At 64.2% G+C, this 17,259-nt stretch carries 15 protein-coding genes; 11 read left to right on the top strand and 4 right to left on the bottom strand.

What is annotated here, in order from left to right:
- Nucleotides 1–115: 115 nt before the first annotated feature.
- From Q7T45_RS05120 to fdhD, 3 genes are all read right to left on the bottom strand, one after another.
- Nucleotides 116–853, bottom strand: a complete 738-nt coding sequence (locus tag Q7T45_RS05120) for an SDR family NAD(P)-dependent oxidoreductase (RefSeq protein ID WP_304868355.1) — start codon at nucleotides 851–853, stop codon at nucleotides 116–118.
- 149 nt (nucleotides 854–1,002) lie between these two features.
- Entirely contained in the window at nucleotides 1,003–1,632 is a 630-nt protein-coding gene (gene mobA / locus Q7T45_RS05115; protein WP_304868353.1) for a molybdenum cofactor guanylyltransferase MobA, read from the bottom strand.
- Nucleotides 1,622–2,512 (bottom strand): formate dehydrogenase accessory sulfurtransferase FdhD, encoded by an 891-nt coding sequence (gene fdhD, locus Q7T45_RS05110; RefSeq protein ID WP_304868351.1) that lies wholly within the window; start codon nucleotides 2,510–2,512, stop codon nucleotides 1,622–1,624. Before fdhD ends, mobA begins: the two co-directional genes overlap by 11 nt.
- A 94-nt stretch (nucleotides 2,513–2,606) precedes the next feature.
- Here fdhD and mobB point away from each other — a divergent pair, with 94 nt between their 5' ends.
- The 7 genes from mobB to fdhF all read left to right on the top strand — a co-directional run bounded on the left by mobB (nucleotide 2,607) and on the right by fdhF (nucleotide 12,230).
- A complete protein-coding gene (gene mobB / locus Q7T45_RS05105; RefSeq protein ID WP_304868350.1) occupies nucleotides 2,607–3,134 on the top strand; it encodes a molybdopterin-guanine dinucleotide biosynthesis protein B in 528 nt (175 codons plus the stop codon).
- Between the two features lie 8 nt (nucleotides 3,135–3,142).
- Nucleotides 3,143–4,399: a gephyrin-like molybdotransferase Glp gene (glp, locus tag Q7T45_RS05100; protein ID WP_304868349.1), complete on the top strand. Its 1,257-nt coding sequence runs from the start codon at nucleotides 3,143–3,145 to the stop codon at nucleotides 4,397–4,399.
- 225 nt (nucleotides 4,400–4,624) lie between these two features.
- Complete coding sequence (locus tag Q7T45_RS05095) at nucleotides 4,625–4,873, top strand: sulfurtransferase TusA family protein (RefSeq protein WP_304868348.1); 249 nt, start codon at nucleotides 4,625–4,627, stop codon at nucleotides 4,871–4,873.
- Entirely contained in the window at nucleotides 4,870–6,507 is a 1,638-nt protein-coding gene (locus Q7T45_RS05090; RefSeq protein ID WP_304868346.1) for an OFA family MFS transporter, read from the top strand. Before Q7T45_RS05095 ends, Q7T45_RS05090 begins: the two co-directional genes overlap by 4 nt.
- A gap of 111 nt (nucleotides 6,508–6,618) precedes the next feature.
- Nucleotides 6,619–7,512 (top strand): LysR family transcriptional regulator, encoded by an 894-nt coding sequence (locus Q7T45_RS05085; protein WP_304868344.1) that lies wholly within the window; start codon nucleotides 6,619–6,621, stop codon nucleotides 7,510–7,512.
- A gap of 246 nt (nucleotides 7,513–7,758) precedes the next feature.
- Nucleotides 7,759–9,468, top strand: coding sequence for an NADH-ubiquinone oxidoreductase-F iron-sulfur binding region domain-containing protein (locus Q7T45_RS05080; protein ID WP_304868342.1), 1,710 nt, complete (start codon nucleotides 7,759–7,761; stop codon nucleotides 9,466–9,468).
- Nucleotides 9,465–12,230 carry a formate dehydrogenase subunit alpha gene (gene fdhF, locus Q7T45_RS05075; protein ID WP_304868340.1) on the top strand — a complete coding sequence of 922 codons (2,766 nt, stop codon included), beginning with the start codon at nucleotides 9,465–9,467 and terminating at the stop codon, nucleotides 12,228–12,230. The genes Q7T45_RS05080 and fdhF overlap by 4 nt, the downstream gene beginning before the upstream one ends.
- 8 nt (nucleotides 12,231–12,238) lie before the next feature.
- Here fdhF and Q7T45_RS05070 read toward each other — a convergent pair whose 3' ends face one another.
- Nucleotides 12,239–12,706 (bottom strand): hypothetical protein, encoded by a 468-nt coding sequence (locus tag Q7T45_RS05070; protein WP_304868338.1) that lies wholly within the window; start codon nucleotides 12,704–12,706, stop codon nucleotides 12,239–12,241.
- Nucleotides 12,707–12,956: 250 nt separating this feature from the next.
- Between Q7T45_RS05070 and Q7T45_RS05065 the strand changes: the two genes are divergently transcribed.
- From Q7T45_RS05065 to kdpB, 4 genes are read left to right on the top strand one after another with little or no spacing between them, the layout of a single operon-like run.
- On the top strand, nucleotides 12,957–13,184 hold the full coding sequence (locus Q7T45_RS05065; protein ID WP_304868336.1) for a hypothetical protein: 228 nt from the start codon (nucleotides 12,957–12,959) through the stop codon (nucleotides 13,182–13,184).
- Between the two features lie 14 nt (nucleotides 13,185–13,198).
- Nucleotides 13,199–13,288: a K(+)-transporting ATPase subunit F gene (locus Q7T45_RS05060; RefSeq protein ID WP_304868334.1), complete on the top strand. Its 90-nt coding sequence runs from the start codon at nucleotides 13,199–13,201 to the stop codon at nucleotides 13,286–13,288.
- 49 nt (nucleotides 13,289–13,337) lie between these two features.
- Nucleotides 13,338–15,041, top strand: coding sequence for a potassium-transporting ATPase subunit KdpA (gene kdpA / locus Q7T45_RS05055; RefSeq protein ID WP_304868332.1), 1,704 nt, complete (start codon nucleotides 13,338–13,340; stop codon nucleotides 15,039–15,041).
- A 25-nt stretch (nucleotides 15,042–15,066) separates the two neighbouring features.
- Nucleotides 15,067–17,178 (top strand): potassium-transporting ATPase subunit KdpB, encoded by a 2,112-nt coding sequence (kdpB, locus tag Q7T45_RS05050; RefSeq protein ID WP_304868329.1) that lies wholly within the window; start codon nucleotides 15,067–15,069, stop codon nucleotides 17,176–17,178.
- The last annotated feature ends 81 nt before the right edge of the window (nucleotides 17,179–17,259 follow it).

Genomic DNA, 17,259 nt, shown 5'->3' with positions numbered 1-17,259 from the left:
TTCACGCTGCGCCGCAGAGCCGGGACCCATCTTGTGCTGCCATGGGCCCCGGCTCTGCAGCGCATCACGCCGCAGGTGCGGCGCGTTGCACTGCGTCCGGGGCACGCCTGGCCCTTCAAACAAACGCCATGCCGCCATTCAGCATGATGGTCTGCCCGGTCATGTAGTCGTTGCCCAGCACCATCAGCACCGCCTGCGCCACTTCATCGGGTTGCCCCATCCGCCCCAGCGGGATGCGCGCCGCCAGTTCCGACCGGCCGCGCATCATGTCGGTTTCGATCAGCGAGGGCGCCACTGCGTTGACGGTGATGCCTTCCTTGACCAGCCGCGCCGCATAGCCGCGCGTCAGTCCCTCCATGCCGGCCTTTGACGCATTGTAGTGCACGCCGATTGCGCCGGCGCCGCGCGCGGCACCGGACGAGATGTTGACGATGCGGCCCCATTGCTTGGCGCGCATGCCCGGCAGCACCGTCTGGGTGCAGAGGAAGGCCGATTTCAGGTTGACGGCAATGGTGGCATCGAACTCGGCTTCGGTCAGTTCATCGATGCCGCGCACGATCGCGATGCCGGCATTGTTGACGAGAATGTCGACTGGGCCGAGCGCGAACGCGGCATGGTCGACCATCTCGGCGACGGCTGCCGCCTGTGAGACGTCGGCGGCGACCGCGATCGCGCGGCCGCCCTTGCTCTTGATGCTCGCTACCACCGCGTCGGCTTTCGCAGCGCGCTCCAGGTAATTGACGGCGACGGCGGCGCCGGCCTCGGCCAGCGCCATCGCAACCGCAGCGCCTATGCCACGCGAGCCGCCCGTCACCAGGGCAACGTGGCCGTTCAGATCGGGCTTGATGGTCATGATAGACACCCTCGCTCTTGTCCCGGACGCGGAGCAGCGCATCTTGCGCTGCTCCGCAGAGCCGGGACCCACACCTTCATCGCGTAGCCATGGGCCCCGGATCAGTAGCGCAGCATTACATGCTGCGCAGCATACTGGGCACGCCTGGTTCAGCCCCCGTCCAGCGCCGCCAGCCGCTCGGCCTCGGCGATGTCGTCCATGGTGTTGGCGTTGAAGAACGGATCGAGTTCATCGACCTGCCATTCCACCGTCGCGAGCCGGTAGCGCGCGGTCCAGCGGTCGATCTTGCGGATGTCTTCCACGACCAGCGCGTGACGAAGTTCTTCGCGCAACGCCACGCTCCACAGCCCGATCACCGGATGCGACTGGCCGTCGGAAGCCGCCACCGCGAGCTGCGCATCCTCCGCGGCACGTGCCGCATGCAGGCGCGCCACCAGATCACGTGGCAGGAACGGACAATCCGCCGCGGCACTCAGTACCCACGCAACGTCGGGACGATTGGTCGCCGCCCAGTCGAGCGCCGCCAAAATGCCGGCGAGCGGTCCGGGAAAATCGGCGACGCCGTCCGGGATCACCGGCAGGCCAAAACCGGCAAAGCGTGCCGGATCGCCATTGGCATTGAGAATGAGGCCGTCGCATTGCGGCGCAAGCCGCGCGATCACGCGATCCAGTATCGTCCGGCCGGCGATCTGGCGCATCGGCTTGTCGCCGCCGCCCATGCGGCGCGCGAGGCCGCCGGCGAGCAGCACGCCGGGCGTCGCTGGAAACTCATTCGTCACTTTCACCACCCTTGCGCTTGTGCCGCGCAGATTCCTCGGCGACGAAAGCAAGATTCTGGTCGTAGACGATGCGCTCCTGGCCCGCCAGCGCGATGAAGCGCTTGCCCTTCGCGCGTCCGACCAGCGTCAGCCCGACCTGCCGCGCGAGGTCGACACCCCAGGCGGTAAAGCCTGAACGCGACACCAGAATGGGAATTCCCATCCGCACCGTCTTGATCACCATTTCGGAGGTCAGCCGTCCCGTGGTGTAGAGGATCTTGTCGGCGGGATCGACGCCGTGGCGGAACATCCAGCCCGCGATCTTGTCGACGGCGTTGTGGCGGCCGACATCTTCGGTGTAGCAGACCGGCTCGCCCTGCCTGCACAGCACGCAGCCATGGATCGCGCCGGCCTCCAGATAGAGCGAGGGCATGGTGTTGATGGCGTGCGTCATCTGGTAGAGCCAGGAGGTGCGCAGCTCCGCCTTTGGCAGGGCGACGCTTTCCACGGCCTCCAGCAGGTCGCCGAACGCGGTGCCCTGGGCGCAGCCCGAGGTCTGCGTGCGCTTTTTCAGTTTGGCCTCGAAATTGGTATGGTGTTCGGTGCGCACCACGACCACCTGCAGATCGTCGTCATATTCGACCTCGGTGACGACGTCGTCGTATTTCAGCATGTTCTGGTTGAGCAGATAGCCGAGCGCGAGATATTCCGGATAATCGCCGATCGTCATCATGGTGACGATCTCCTGCGCGTTCAAATACAGCGTCAGCGGCCGTTCGACGGGCACGTTGATCTCGACCACGGCCCCGGTCTGGTCGGTCCCGGCGACGCGTTCGGTCAGCCGGGGATCCCCCGGATTCGGGACGATCAGGGGGACGGGCGCTTTGTCGATCTTCATCATGATCCCTGAGGCTAGCATGACATTCGCTGCCAGCCGATATAAAGCACATCAAGGCAAAGCATAGCCCGGTTCCGCCGCTGGCTCGGAGAATAAGATGAAAGTGATTGGCCTCGCCGGGTGGAGCGGTGCCGGCAAGACCACCTTGCTGACGCGGGTGATCCCGCATTTGATCGGCGAAGGCTTGCGCGTTTCCGTGATCAAGCACGCCCATCATGCGTTCGATGTCGATGTTCCCGGCAAGGATTCCTGGCGGCATCGCGAGGCCGGCGCCGCCGAGGTGCTGGTGTCCTCCGGCAAAAGATGGGCCCTGATGCGCGAACTGCGCGGTGCCCCTGAGCCGCGGCTGCCGGAATTGCTGGCAAAACTGTCGCGGGTCGATCTGGTGGTGGTCGAAGGCTTCAAGTCCGAGCCGCATCGCAAGATCGAGGTGCATCGGCTGGCCAATGGCAAGCCGATGCTGTTCCCCGACGATCCCGCGATATCAGGCATCGCAACCGACACCGAGGTGGAAACCACGCTGCCGGTGGTTCATCTCGATGACATCCCGGCGATCGCCGCTATGATGCGGAAACTCGCGATTTCAGTCGAGGACGTGCTGGCTGCCAGCGTGGTCGAAAGCTAGGAAGCAGGATGGCGCAACTGTCCGACGATTGCTTCGCCTTCGGCGGGCCGATGATGTCGGTCGATGAGGCCGTTGCCATCATCGCCGCGCGGGTAGCCGCGGTGCCGGAGGTCGAGAGCGTTTCGCTCAACCAGGCCGATGGGCGGATTCTCGCCCGCGATCTTCAGGCGCCGCTGCCGCTGCCGCCGTTCACCAATTCCGCCGTCGACGGTTATGCCGTGCGCGGCGGCGACCTTCCGCAAGGCCAGGAGCGGGCGTTTCAGATCGTGGGTCGCATTCAGGCCGGCGCGTCGGCAGGCGAAGCGGTCCAGGTGGGCCATGCGGTGCGGATTTTTACCGGTGCGCCGATGCCCGACGGCGCCGACACCGTGTTCATGCAGGAAGATGTCCGCATCGATGATTCCGGCAGGGTGGTGCTTCCGGCCGGCCTGAAACCCGGCGCCAATGTGCGCCCGGCCGGAGAAGACATTGCGCTTGGCCAAGCGGCGCTCAAGGCAGGCAGCCGGCTGCGGCCGCAGGATGTCGCGCTCGCCGCCGCCTTCGGCCTGACCCATGTCGATGTCCGCAGACGCCTTCGCGTCGCGGTGTTCTCCACCGGCAACGAGCTGGTTTCGCCGGGCGGCCCGCGCGCCGCTTCGCAACTGTTCGATTCCAACCGCTTCATGCTGACGGCGATGCTGGCGCGGCTTGGTTGCGAGGTCAGCGATCTCGGCATCATCAGGGACGACCGCGCCGCAATGGCGGATGGCCTGAAGAAGGTCGCCGGCGCCCACGATTTGATCCTGACCACCGGCGGCGTCTCCACCGGCGACGAGGACCACGTCAAGGCCAGCGTCGAAAGCGCGGGAACACTGGTGCTGTGGCGGATGGCGATCAAGCCCGGCCGCCCCGTCGCCATGGGCATTATCGGCGGCACGCCGTTGATCGGCCTGCCGGGCAACCCGGTGGCGAGTTTTGTCACCTTCGTCCATGTGGTGCGGCCGACCGTGCTGGCGCTTATGGGCGCCACCCTGCAGCCATTGCTGCCGATGCCCGTCCGCTCCGCCTTTGCCTACAGGAAGAAAATCGGCCGCCGCGAATATGTCCGGGTGACCTTGCGCAAGGGCGACGGCGGCGTGCTGGAAGCGAGCAAATTTCCGCGCGAGGGCGCGGGATTGCTGTCGTCGCTGGTCGACACCGACGGCCTGGTTGAGCTCGGTGAGGAGATCACTGTGGTTGAGCCGGGACAGACGGTCGGGTTTCTGAGTTATTCAAGCCTGCTGTGAACTTCACCCTCCCCTGGAGGGGGAGGGTCGACGCGCGTGCAACGCGCGGCGGGGTGGGGTGACGGTCTATCGTCTCCAACAGTGCCCGAATGAGAGACCTTCACCCCACCCCGTCTCACATTTCGCTACGCTCAATGTGAGCCGACCCTCCCCCTTCAGGGGAGGGTAAGAGCGCGCGCAGCGATCTCCGTTGACGATGCGATCACGCTTCGCCATGTTCGCGCCATGACCCAGACCAAACTCGACCTCACCGGCCTCAAATGTCCGCTGCCGGCACTGAAGACGCGCAAGGCGCTCAAGGCGCTGCAGCCGGGCGATCTGCTGGAAGTCCACTGTACCGATCCGCTGTCGGTGATCGACATCCCCAACCTGATCCGGGAAACCGGCGACAAGGTCGAGATCACCGAGCGCACCGAGAAACGCATCGTGTTTCTGATCGAGAAGGCTGATGTCGCCGGGGCGCAAGCCGGATGAGCGCAACGCCTGGTGCCGGTGCCGGTTTTCTCGACCGCGAGCGGACGATTGCGACCGCCGGGTTCAATCGCTGGCTGGTGCCGCCGGCGGCGCTCTGCATTCATTTGTGCATCGGCATGGCCTACGGCTTCAGCGTGTTCTGGCTGCCGCTGTCGCGCGCCCTCGGCATCGACGCGCCGAAGACCTGTCCGGACATGTCGCTGCTGCAGGAGCTGTTCACCACCACCTGCGACTGGCGCGTCGCCAGCATGGGCTGGATGTACACGCTGTTCTTCGTGCTGCTCGGCGTTTCCGCCGCGATCTGGGGCGGCTGGCTGGAACGCTCCGGTCCGCGCAAGGCCGGCTTCGTCGCCGCGCTGTGCTGGGTCGGCGGCCTCTTGATCGGCGCACTGGGCATCTACCTGCATCAACTCTGGCTGCTATGGCTCGGCTGCGGCGTGATCGGCGGCATCGGCCTCGGCATCGGCTACATCTCCCCGGTGTCGACCCTGGTAAAATGGTTCCCGGATCGCCGCGGCATGGCGACCGGCATGGCGATCATGGGTTTCGGCGGCGGCGCCATGATCGGCGCGCCGCTCGCCGATCTCCTGATGAACTATTTCGAGACTCCGAATTCGGTCGGGGCCTGGCAAACCTTCGTCGCGCTGGCCGCGATCTATGTTGGCTTCATGATGATCGGCACGTTCCGCTACCGGATTCCGCCGGCCGGCTGGCGTCCTGACGGCTGGACCCCGTCCGGCAAGGCCAGCGCCATGATCTCGCAGCACAACGTTCACCTCAATGACGCGCACAAGACCAGTCAGTTCTGGATGATATGGATCGTGCTCTGCATGAACGTGTCGGCCGGCATCGGGGTGATCGGCATGGCATCGCCGATGTTACAGGAGATTTTCGCGGGCTCGCTGATCGATCAGCCCGGCGTCAAGTTCAACGCGCTCTCGACCGAGCAACAGGCCGCCATCGCGGTGATCGCCGCCGGTTTCACCGGGCTGCTGTCGCTGTTCAACATCGGCGGCCGCTTCTTCTGGGCGTCGCTGTCCGACTATATCGGCCGCAAGAATACCTATTACGCGTTCTTCATCCTCGGCATCGCGCTCTACGCGCTGGCGCCGAGCTTCGCCAATATGGGCTCGATCCTGCTGTTTGTCGGCGCCTTCTGCATCATCCTGTCGATGTATGGCGGCGGCTTCGCCACGGTACCGGCCTATCTGGCCGACATGTTCGGCACCCAGTTTGTCGGCGCCATTCACGGCCGGGTGCTGACGGCGTGGTCGACCGCCGGAATCATCGGTCCTGTGGTGGTGAATTATATCCGCGAGGCGCAGCTCGCCGCCGGCGTGCCGCGCGATCACCTCTACAACACCACCATGTATATCCTGTGCGCCATGCTGGTCATTGGCCTGATTTGCAACGCCATGATCAGGCCGGTCGACCCCAAATGGCACATGAGCGCCGAGGCGGTCGCGAAGCTGCAGGCGGCGGGTGCGAACAGCGCGGCCATGTCACAGCCCGGTTCATTCGGCATCGGCAAGGGCGGCCTCGACGTTCAGGCGGCGCTGTTCTGGGCCCTGGTCGGGATCCCCCTGGCATGGGGCGTCTGGAAGACGCTGCAAAGCGCGGTCAGGATCTTCTGATCCGGGACGTGCCATGGGACGGAGACCGTGCTGGCATTGCCGCGGCCAAGCTGGCAAAACTGGACGAACCACGTGGCCCCTGGCGGCGGTTGATTCACAGGGATTGAAGGCTTGATCGACAAACTCGAACTTCTGCTGGCTTTGGCAAAAGAACGGCACTTCGGCCGCGCCGCCGAAGCCTGCGGCGTCACCCAGCCGACGATGTCGACCAGCCTGAAGCAGCTCGAGGAAATCCTCGGCGTCATGCTGGTGCAGCGCGGCTCGCGCTTCGTCGGCTTTACGCCCGAGGGGGAGCGCACGCTGGACTGGGCGCGCCGCATCGTCGGCGACGTGCGCGGCATGCGCCAGGAAATCAATTCGCTCAAGGACGGGCTGTCAGGCGAAATCCGGATTGCGGCGATTCCCACCGTGCTGGGCATGGTGGCATCGCTGACCACGCCGTTCCGGGCCCGTCACCCCAATGTGCGCTTTCGCATCGTGTCCTGCACGTCGATCGAAGTGCTGGGATTGCTGGAAAATCTCGAGGTCGATGCCGGTCTGACCTATCTCGACAACGAGCCGCTCGGCAAGGTGCGCACCATTCCGCTCTACGACGAGAGCTATCGCCTGATCACAGCACCCGACAGTCAATTCGGGGACCGCGATCAGGTGACCTGGAAGGAGGTGGGAGAGGTGCCGCTATGCCTGCTCACGCCTGACATGCAGAACCGCCGCATCATCGACCGCGCGCTGCTGGAGGCGGGAACCGAGGCGAAACCCTCCTTGACGTCGAACTCGATCATCGTGCTCTACACCCATGTGAAGACCGGACGCTGGGCCAGCGTGATGCCGGCCAAGCTCGCCGATACCCTGGGCCTATCGGATGCCGTCAGATCCATCCCGATTGTCGATCCCAAGGTGACCTACCGGATCGGACTGGTGGTCCCGTTGCGCGATCCGATGACACCGATGGTCGCTGCATTGGTCCACACCGCGCGCGAGGTCGCTCCGACGCTCGCCGACTGAGCGCGGTTCTCTGCAAGGCCTATTTTGAATTTCTATCGATCGATTTCGATTTCTGATCGATGCGCTTTCCCTATCGCTGCACGGGATGGCTTTATTGATCTTCGGATCGATTCTCGTTCTGATCGCCATGGCCCGTTGCGAGGGGAATGACCGCGACACCGGCCTTGCTCTCCCCCGAATTTGTCCTTGGCATGTGGTATGCCACGGATTAGAGTTCATCAAAACGAGAGCGGGATTGAAACTTCGATGAACCACGCCGACCAGACAGTCCGCTCGTTCGAACATCCAGGCCAGGGCCGCAAGCGGGCCAAGTCGACCCCCAAGGGCCGCCAGATCGATCCCAAGGCCGCGGAGGAGATTGCGCTCTTGCTTGGCGACCGGCCACGGCGGCGCGACCTCCTGATCGAGCATCTGCATCTCATCCAGGATACGTATCGGCAGATTTCCGCGGCCCACCTCGCGGCGCTCGCCGACGAGATGAAACTGGCCTTTGCCGAGGTGTTCGAGACCGCGACCTTCTACGCCCATTTTGACGTGGTGAAGGAAGGCGAGGCCGACGTCGCGCCACTGACCATTCGCGTTTGCGATTCCCTGACCTGCGCCATGATGGGCGCGGAAAAATTGCTGCATGAATTGCAGAGCTCGGCAGGCCCGGGCATTCGCGTGGTGCGCGCGCCCTGCGTTGGCCGTTGCGATACCGCTCCGGCGGCCGAAGTCGGCCATCACTTCGTCGATCATGCCACGGTGGCGAACGTGCTGGCGGCGGCGAAGGGCGGCGATACCCATGCGCATCTGCCAAAATACGTCGACTACGATGCCTATGTGGCCGGCGGCGGTTACAAGCTGCTCAATCGCCTGCGCTCTGGCGCGTTGAAAAAAGAAGACCTGTTGAAGTCGCTCGACGACGCCTCCTTGCGCGGCCTCGGCGGCGCCGGTTTTCCGACGGGACGAAAATGGCGCGCGGTGCTCGGTGAGCCCGGGCCGCGGCTGATGGCGATCAACGGCGACGAGGGCGAGCCCGGCACGTTCAAGGACCGCTTTTATCTGGAAACCGATCCGCATCGCTTCATCGAGGGCATGCTGATCGGCGCCCATGTGGTGGAAGCGCCTGAGGTCTACATCTACATCCGCGACGAATATCCGGCGAGCCGCGAAATTCTCGAGCGCGAAATCGCAAAGCTGCCGCCGGGCGGCCCTGTGCTGCACCTGCGGCGCGGCGCCGGCGCCTATATCTGCGGCGAGGAATCCTCGCTCTTGGAAAGCATCGAGGGCAAGCGCGGTCTGCCGCGGCACAAGCCGCCTTATCCGTTCCAGGTCGGGCTGTTCGGCCTGCCGACGCTGATCAACAATATCGAGACGTTGTGGTGGGTCCGCGACGTCGTCGAGAAGGGCGCGGAGTGGTGGAAGAGCCACGGCCGCAACGATCGCCACGGCCTGCGCAGCTATTCGGTGTCGGGGCGGGTGAAAAATCTCGGCATGAAACTAGCGCCAGCGGGCATCACGGTGCGCGAATTGATCGACGAATTCTGCGGCGGCATGGCCGACGGCCATCGATTCCATGCCTATCTGCCGGGCGGCGCGTCCGGCGGCATCCTGCCGGCGTCGATGGACGACATTCCGCTCGATTTCGGCACGCTGGAGAAATACGGCTGCTTCATCGGTTCCGCCGCGGTCATCATCCTGTCGGAGCAGGATAGCGTGAAGGACGCGGCGCTCAATTTGATGCGCTTCTTCGAGGACGAGAGCTGCGGCCAGTGTACGCCGTGCCGGGTCGGCACCCAGAAGGCGGCGCTGCTGATGCAGAAGCCGGTGTGGAACCGGGCATTGCTCGAGGAATTGAGCCAGGCGATGCGCGATGCCTCGATCTGCGGTTTAGGCCAGGCCGCCTCGAATCCGCTCACGACGGTGATTAAATATTTCCCTGACGAGTTCCTTCCGAAGGAAGCTGCGGAATGACAAAGATCCATTTCGAACTCGACGGCCGGCAGGTCGAGGCCATCAACGGCGAGACCATCTGGCAGGTGGCAAAACGGCAGGGCCGCGAGATTCCGCATCTGTGTTATTCGCCCGAACCGGACTACCGGCCGGACGGCAATTGCCGCGCCTGCATGGTCGAGATCGAGGGCGAGCGCGTGCTGGCGGCGTCCTGCAAGCGCACGCCAAGCGTCGGCATGAAGGTGAAGTCGGAAAGCCCGCGCGCGACTGCCGCACAAAAAATGGTGATGGAATTGCTGGTCGCCGACCAGCCGGCGCGCGCGATTTCGCACGATCCCGATTCGAAATTCTGGAACTGGGCCGAAAAGGTCGAAGTGACCGAAAGCCGTTTTCCAGCCGCCGAGCGCTGGCATGGCGACTCCAGCCATCCCGCGATGAGCGTCAATCTGGATGCCTGCATCCAGTGCGGCCTGTGCGTGCGCGCCTGCCGCGAGGTCCAGGTCAACGACGTCATCGGCATGGCCTATCGCAGCCATGAATCCAAGATCGTGTTCGACTTCGACGATCCGATGGGGGACTCGACCTGCGTCGCCTGCGGCGAATGCGTGCAGGCCTGCCCGACCGGCGCGCTGATGCCGTCTGTCATGCTCGACGAGAACCAGACCCGTACCGTCTATGCCGACCGCAAGGTGGACTCGCTGTGCCCGTTCTGCGGCGTCGGCTGCCAGGTCACCTATGAAGTCAAGGATGAGAAGATCATCTATGCCGCGGGCCGCGACGGCCCGGCCAATCACAACCGGCTCTGCGTCAAGGGGCGTTTCGGATTCGACTACATCCATCATCCGCATCGCCTGACAAAACCGCTGGTGCGGCTGCCGAATGCGAAGAAGGATGCAAACGACCAGGTCGATCCTGCCAATCCATTCACGCATTTCCGCGAAGCCTCCTGGGAAGAGGCGCTCGATATCGCTGCGAAGGGGCTGGTCCAGATCCGGGATAACAAGGGCGTCAAGGCGCTGGCCGGGTTCGGCTCGGCAAAAGGCTCCAACGAGGAAGCCTATCTGTTCCAGAAACTGGTGCGCACCGGTTTTGGTTCAAACAATGTCGATCACTGCACCCGGCTGTGCCACGCTTCGTCGGTGGCGGCGCTGATGGAAGGCCTCAACTCCGGCGCGGTGTCGGCGCCGTTCGCCGCCGCGATGGACGCCGAAGTCATCATCGTGATCGGCGCCAATCCGACCGTCAATCATCCGGTCGCGGCGACCTTCATCAAGAACGCAGTGAAGAAGGGCGCCAAGTTGATCGTGATGGATCCGCGGCGGCAGACGCTGTCGCGCCATGCCCATACGCATCTGCAATTCAAGCCCGGCGCCGACGTCGCGATGCTCAACGCGATGCTGCACACCATCATCACCGAAGGGTTGACCGACCAGCAATATATCGCCGGCTACACCGAAGGCTTCGACGACCTCAAGGAGCGCATCAAGGATTTTCCGCCGGAGAAGATGGAGCCGATCTGCGGCATTCCGGCCGAGACCTTGAAGGAGGTGGCGCGGATGTATGCGCGCTCGCGCGCCTCGCTGATCTTCTGGGGCATGGGCATCAGCCAGCACATCCACGGCACCGACAATGCGCGCTGCCTGATCGCGCTGGCGCTGGTCACCGGGCAGATCGGCCGTCCCGGCACCGGGCTGCATCCGCTGCGCGGCCAGAACAACGTGCAGGGCGCCTCCGACGCCGGGCTGATCCCGATGTTCCTGCCGGACTACCAGCCGGTCGGGCGCACCGATCTGCGCGCACCGTTCGAAAAACTCTGGCATCAGGAGATCGATCCGGTGCGCGGCCTCACCGTGGTCGAGATCATGAATGCGATCCATGCCGGCGAAATCACCGGCATGTATATCGAGGGCGAGAACCCCGCGATGTCGGACCCCGATTTGCAGCATGCGCGCGGTGCATTGGCAAAACTCGAGCACCTGGTGGTGCAGGACCTGTTCGTCACGGAAACCGCGTTCCATGCCGACGTGATCCTGCCGGCCTCGGCGTTTGCGGAGAAGTCCGGGACCTTCACCAATACCGATCGCCGCGTGCAGCTGGCGCGCGAGGTGATAAAACCGCCCGGCGATGCGCGGCAGGATCTGTGGATCATCCAGGAAATAGCCAAACGCATGGGGCTCGACTGGAACTACAGCGGCCCGGCCGACGTGTTCACCGAAATGACGCAGGTGATGCATTCGCTGCATAACATCAGCTGGGAGCGGCTGGTGCGCGAGGGTGCGGTGACCTATCCGGTCGACGATCCGCATCTTCCCGGCAACGAGATCATCTTCACCACGGGGTTTCCGACCGCCAGCGGCCGCGGCAAGATCGTGCCGGCTCATGTGCTGCCGCCGGACGAACTGCCGGACACCGAATATCCGATGGTGCTGTCGACCGGACGCGTGCTCGAACACTGGCACTCCGGCTCGATGACGCGGCGTTCCAGCGTGCTCGACCAGATCGAGCCGGAGGCGGTCGCCTTCATGTCGCCCAAGGACATGCGGCGATTGAAGGTATGGCCCGGCGACAAGGTGCGGCTGGAAACCCGCCGCGGCGCGGTCGAGGTCAAGGTGCGCTCCGATCGCGACGTGCCCGAAAACATGGTGTTCATGCCGTTCTGCTACGCGGAGGCGGCGGCCAATCTGCTGACCAACCCTGCGCTCGATCCGTTCGGCAAGATTCCGGAATTCAAGTTCTGCGCCGTGCGCGCCCAGCGCGCCGAGGTTCAGGTCGCGGCGGAATAGCCGCGGCGTTACGCGAAATTATCGCTCAGGACCGGCTCGTAGAGGGCGTTCTTGCCGTGCGGTACGATGGGGACGCTGCTCCGGCTCACCGGCGCGTTGATGCGTTGGATGTCGACGAACGCGCACAGGATGGCCAGCGGCAAATCGGCGTGGCGGGCCTCGATCGACTGCTCGAGCCATTCGGGAAGTTCGCGCTGGCGCGATAGTGCGCAATGCCATTCGCCATCGTCATAGGCGATGCGGCGAAGGCGCCATTGCGGCAATTCCAGATCGATCAGCGCCAGCGCGGCGTCGGTCCAGGCGGCCGACTCGATCAGCCGTTCGATCCGCTCGGCTTTTTCGCCCCGGCCCTCGTACGGAAGACGCCGGCAGGTTTCGCCAATGAAGTCGGACAACAGCTCTGCCGTTATGGCCGGCGCAGCGCGCAGCCGGTCTTGCAGCTCGGCGGGTTCATGATGTTCTGAGGGGGCCAGCATGGCGGTATCTCGCTTGAGGCGCGGCCGCGATCTGTGGCCGCACCGGCAAAATGGTCAAGACACCGTTTGAAAGCGAGACGGAGCGAGGGCTCGAAAAATAGGGATGTCATAAGTACGGTGCGCGACACCAGCTCGTTCGACGATCTTCGACGTTGCCCGGCGTCGAAGCGGGCAGCCGACTGTCGGCATTGCAGTCCCGCATCTTTATAGGATTCCTATAAGATTGTTGGCCCGGCCGCCTCGAAAACCTATGCGGCGAGTGGCACCTCGTGAGCACCGACACGGGCAAGGTCAGGGTTGCTGCTCCGGTTCGACTTGTTCTGCCGCAATCCGCCTCGTCGAAAATCCGCAACGGTCGCGCGCGCCGAAGACCAAGCGCGACAAGGAGCAACTCATGCTGGACATCGTCATGCTGGCCCTCGGCTTCGGCCTGTTCGCGGTGGGCATAGGCTACGCCTATGCCTGCGAACGGCTTTAGAGGGAGAAACGACCATGATCTTCGATTATGCGCTCGCCGCCATCGTCTCCGCAGGCCTGCTGTTCTACCTGACCTACGCGCTGTTGCGGCCCGAGCGGTTCTGACCGCTCCGCGCACCGATCCCGCATATTCCTTCCCAGAAGGCACACGACCATGACCGCCATCGGCTGGATTCAAATCATTCTGTTCTGCGCCATCATCGTCGCGCTCGCCAAGCCGCTCGGCTGGTATATGACGCGCGTCTTCAACGGCGAGCGCACCTTCCTGTCCCCGGTACTGCGGCCGGTCGAGGCCGGGCTTTACTGGATCGGCGGCGTCGACGAGAAGCGCGAGCAGCATTGGCTGACCTATGCGGTCGCCATGCTGCTGTTTCATGTCGGCGGCTTTCTCATCATCTATGGGCTGATGCGGCTGCAGGCGGTGTTGCCGTTCAACCCGCAGGAGCAGTCCGCGGTCGCGCCCGACCTTTCCTTCAACACCGCGATCAGCTTCATCACCAATACCAACTGGCAGAACTACGGCGGCGAAAGCACGCTGTCGTATCTCGTGCAGATGCTCGGCCTGACCCACCAGAATTTCCTGTCGGCGGCCACCGGCATCGCGCTGGCGGTGGCCATGATCCGCGGCTTCTCCCGTTCCTCGGTGCGTACCATCGGCAACTTCTGGGTCGATGTGACGCGCTGCACCCTCTATGTCCTGCTGCCGATCTGCGTCGTCTACACGCTGTTCCTGGTCTGGCAGGGCATGCCCCAGACGCTGGGCGCCTATGTCGACGCCACGACGCTGGAGGGCGCCAAACAGTCCATCGCGGTCGGTCCGGTCGCCTCGCAGGTCGCGATCAAGATGCTCGGCACCAATGGCGGCGGCTTCTTCAACGCCAATGCCGCGCATCCGTTCGAGAACCCGACCGCATTGTCGAACTTCGTCCAGATGCTGTCGATCTTTGCGATCGGCGCCGCACTCACCAACGTGTTCGGCCGCATGGTCGGCGACCAGCGCCAGGGCTGGGCGATCCTGGCCGTGATGGGCGTGCTGTTCATCGCGGGCGTCGCTGTCACCTACTGGGCGGAAGCGGGCGGCACCACGGCGCTGAGCTCGCTCGGCCTCACCGGCGGCAACATGGAAGGCAAGGAAGTCCGCTTCGGCATCGTTGCGTCCTCGCTGTTTGCGGTGGTCACCACAGCGGCGTCGTGCGGCGCGGTCAACGCCATGCATGACTCGTTCACCGCGCTCGGCGGCATGATCCCGCTGATCAACATCCAGCTCGGCGAAATCATCATCGGCGGCGTCGGCGCCGGCCTCTACGGCATGCTGCTGTTCGTGGTGCTGGCGATCTTCGTCGCGGGCCTGATGGTCGGCCGCACCCCGGAATATGCCGGCAAGAAGATCGAGGCGCGCGAGGTCAAGATGGCGATGCTTGCGATCCTGCTGCTGCCGCTGATGATTCTGGGCTGGACCGCCGTGGCGGTGGTCTATCCGCCGGCGGTGGCGTCGATGGCCAATGCCGGCCCGCACGGTTTTAGCGAGGTGCTCTACGCCTTCAGCTCGGCGACCGGCAACAACGGCTCGGCCTTCGGCGGGCTCACCGGCAACACCTTCTTCTACAATCTTACGCTGGCCAGTTCGATGTTCGTCGGCCGCTTCCTGATGATCATCCCGGCGATGGCGCTGGCGGGCTCGCTGGCCGCCAAGAAGTCGATTCCGCCGTCGGCCGGCACGCTGCCGACCACGGGCGGCCTGTTCGTCGGTCTCGTCGTCGGCGTCATCCTGATCATCGGCGGTCTTACCTTCTTCCCGGCGCTCGCTTTGGGCCCGATCGCCGAGCATCTCGCCGGCAACGCCAACACCCTGTTCTGATCGATCTCATTTCGGAGTTACGTCCATGGAAGTCGTCCAAAAACTGAACAAGCGGATGCCTGTTACGGCCATGCTCGATCCGAAGATCATGATGCCCGCGATCGGTTCGGCCTTCGCCAAGCTTGACCCGAGGCTGATGATCAAGAATCCCGTGATGTTCGTGGTCGAAGTCGTGGCCGCGCTGACCACGGTGATCTTCCTGCGTGACATGGTGACGGGCGGCGCCAATCTCGGCTTCACCTTCCAGATCATCCTCTGGCTGTGGTTCACGGTGCTGTTCGCCAATTTTGCCGAGGCGGTCGCCGAAGGCCGCGGCAAGGCGCAGGCCGAGTCGCTGAAAAAGACCCGCACCGACAGCCAGGCCAAGCTGCTGACCGGTTCCGACAAGAGCTATCGGCTTGTCTCCGGCACCAGCCTCAAGGTCGGCGATATCGTTCTGGTCGAGGCCGGCGATAACATTCCGTCCGACGGCGAAGTGGTCGAAGGCGTCGCCTCGGTCAACGAGGCCGCCATCACCGGCGAGTCCGCGCCGGTGATCCGGGAATCCGGCGGCGACCGTTCGGCGGTCACCGGCGGCACCCAGGTGCTGTCCGACTGGATCCGCGTCCGCATCACGGCGGCGCAGGGTTCGACCTTCATCGATCGCATGATCAAGCTGGTGGAAGGCGCCGAGCGGCAGAAGACGCCAAACGAGATCGCGCTCAATATCCTGCTGGCGGGCCTCACCATCATTTTCGTGTTCGCGACCGTCACGATTCCGAGCTATGCCGCGTATGCCGGCGGCACGATCTCGGTGGTGGTGCTGGTGGCGCTGTTCGTGACGCTGATCCCGACCACCATCGGCGCGCTGTTGTCGGCGATCGGCATCGCCGGCATGGACCGGCTGGTGCGCTTCAACGTGCTGGCGATGTCCGGCCGCGCCGTCGAGGCCGCCGGCGACGTCGATACCTTGCTGCTCGACAAGACCGGCACCATCACGCTCGGCAACCGCCAGGCCACGGCGTTCCGTCCCGTCCGCGGCGTCACCGAGCAGGAGCTGGCCGATGCGGCGCAGCTCGCTTCATTGGCGGACGAGACGCCGGAAGGCCGCTCGATCGTGGTGCTGGCCAAGGAAAAATACGGCATCCGCAGCCGCGACATGGCGGAGTTGAGCGCAACGTTCATCCCGTTTACCGCGCAGACCCGCATGAGCGGCGTCGATGCCGGTCATTCGTCGGTCCGCAAGGGCGCGGTCGATGCGATCCTGAACTATGTCGGCGGCGGCACCGCGCAAACCATGGCGGCCGGAAATACCGTACGGTCGCTTCAGTCCGCGTCCGATCTGGCTCGCGAGATCCAGGCGATTTCGGACGAGATCGCGAAAGCCGGCGGCACGCCGCTTGCTGTCGCCAGGGACGGTCGTCTGCTCGGCGTCGTCCACCTCAAGGACATCGTCAAGGGCGGCATCCGCGAACGTTTCGCCGAGTTGCGCCGCATGGGTATCCGCACCGTCATGATCACCGGCGACAATCCGATGACCGCGGCCGCGATCGCCGCCGAGGCCGGCGTCGATGATTTCCTGGCGCAGGCGACGCCCGAGGATAAACTCAAGCTGATCCGCGACGAGCAGGCCAAGGGCAAGCTGGTCGCGATGTGCGGCGACGGCACCAACGACGCCCCCGCGCTGGCGCAGGCCGACGTCGGCGTCGCCATGAACACCGGCACCCAGGCCGCCCGCGAAGCCGGCAACATGGTCGATCTCGACTCCAACCCGACCAAACTGATCGAGGTGGTGGAAATCGGCAAGCAATTGCTGATGACCCGCGGCGCGCTCACCACCTTCTCGATCGCCAATGATGTCGCAAAATATTTCGCCATCATCCCGGCGATCTTCCTGGCGTTCTATCCGCAGCTCGACGCGCTCAACATCATGCATCTGGCAAGTCCGCAAAGCGCCATCCTGTCGGCGATCATCTTCAACGCCTTGATCATCATCGCGCTGATCCCGCTGGCATTGAAGGGCGTGGCCTATCGCGCCATCGGCGCCGGTGCGCTGCTGAAGCGAAACCTGCTGATCTACGGCCTCGGCGGCATCATCGTCCCCTTCATCGGCATCAAGGCGATCGACCTCATCGTCGCCGCCTTGCACCTCGTCTAACCACGTCATTGCGAGAAACGAAGCGACGAAGCAATCCATTCTTTCCTTTCGCCGCTCGATGGACTGCTTCGCTTCGCTCGC

The organism is Bradyrhizobium sp. (genome assembly GCF_030646015.1).
Lineage (GTDB): Bacteria > Pseudomonadota > Alphaproteobacteria > Rhizobiales > Xanthobacteraceae > Bradyrhizobium.
This window is presented reverse-complemented; position numbering and strand designations above follow the sequence as displayed.

Excerpts from the sequence above, each read along its gene's own strand:
- Q7T45_RS05120 (WP_304868355.1), bottom strand. The coding sequence starts at position 853 with ATGACCATCAAGCCCGATCTGAACGGCCACGTTGCCCTGGTGACGGGC.
- fdhD (WP_304868351.1), bottom strand. The coding sequence starts at position 2,512 with ATGATGAAGATCGACAAAGCGCCCGTCCCCCTGATCGTCCCGAATCCG.
- mobB (WP_304868350.1), top strand. The coding sequence starts at position 2,607 with ATGAAAGTGATTGGCCTCGCCGGGTGGAGCGGTGCCGGCAAGACCACC.
- glp (WP_304868349.1), top strand. The coding sequence starts at position 3,143 with ATGGCGCAACTGTCCGACGATTGCTTCGCCTTCGGCGGGCCGATGATG.
- Q7T45_RS05095 (WP_304868348.1), top strand. The coding sequence starts at position 4,625 with ATGACCCAGACCAAACTCGACCTCACCGGCCTCAAATGTCCGCTGCCG.
- Q7T45_RS05090 (WP_304868346.1), top strand. The coding sequence starts at position 4,870 with ATGAGCGCAACGCCTGGTGCCGGTGCCGGTTTTCTCGACCGCGAGCGG.
- Q7T45_RS05080 (WP_304868342.1), top strand. The coding sequence starts at position 7,759 with ATGAACCACGCCGACCAGACAGTCCGCTCGTTCGAACATCCAGGCCAG.
- fdhF (WP_304868340.1), top strand. The coding sequence starts at position 9,465 with ATGACAAAGATCCATTTCGAACTCGACGGCCGGCAGGTCGAGGCCATC.
- Q7T45_RS05070 (WP_304868338.1), bottom strand. The coding sequence starts at position 12,706 with ATGCTGGCCCCCTCAGAACATCATGAACCCGCCGAGCTGCAAGACCGG.
- Q7T45_RS05065 (WP_304868336.1), top strand. The coding sequence starts at position 12,957 with ATGCGGCGAGTGGCACCTCGTGAGCACCGACACGGGCAAGGTCAGGGT.
- Q7T45_RS05060 (WP_304868334.1), top strand. The coding sequence starts at position 13,199 with ATGATCTTCGATTATGCGCTCGCCGCCATCGTCTCCGCAGGCCTGCTG.
- kdpA (WP_304868332.1), top strand. The coding sequence starts at position 13,338 with ATGACCGCCATCGGCTGGATTCAAATCATTCTGTTCTGCGCCATCATC.
- kdpB (WP_304868329.1), top strand. The coding sequence starts at position 15,067 with ATGGAAGTCGTCCAAAAACTGAACAAGCGGATGCCTGTTACGGCCATG.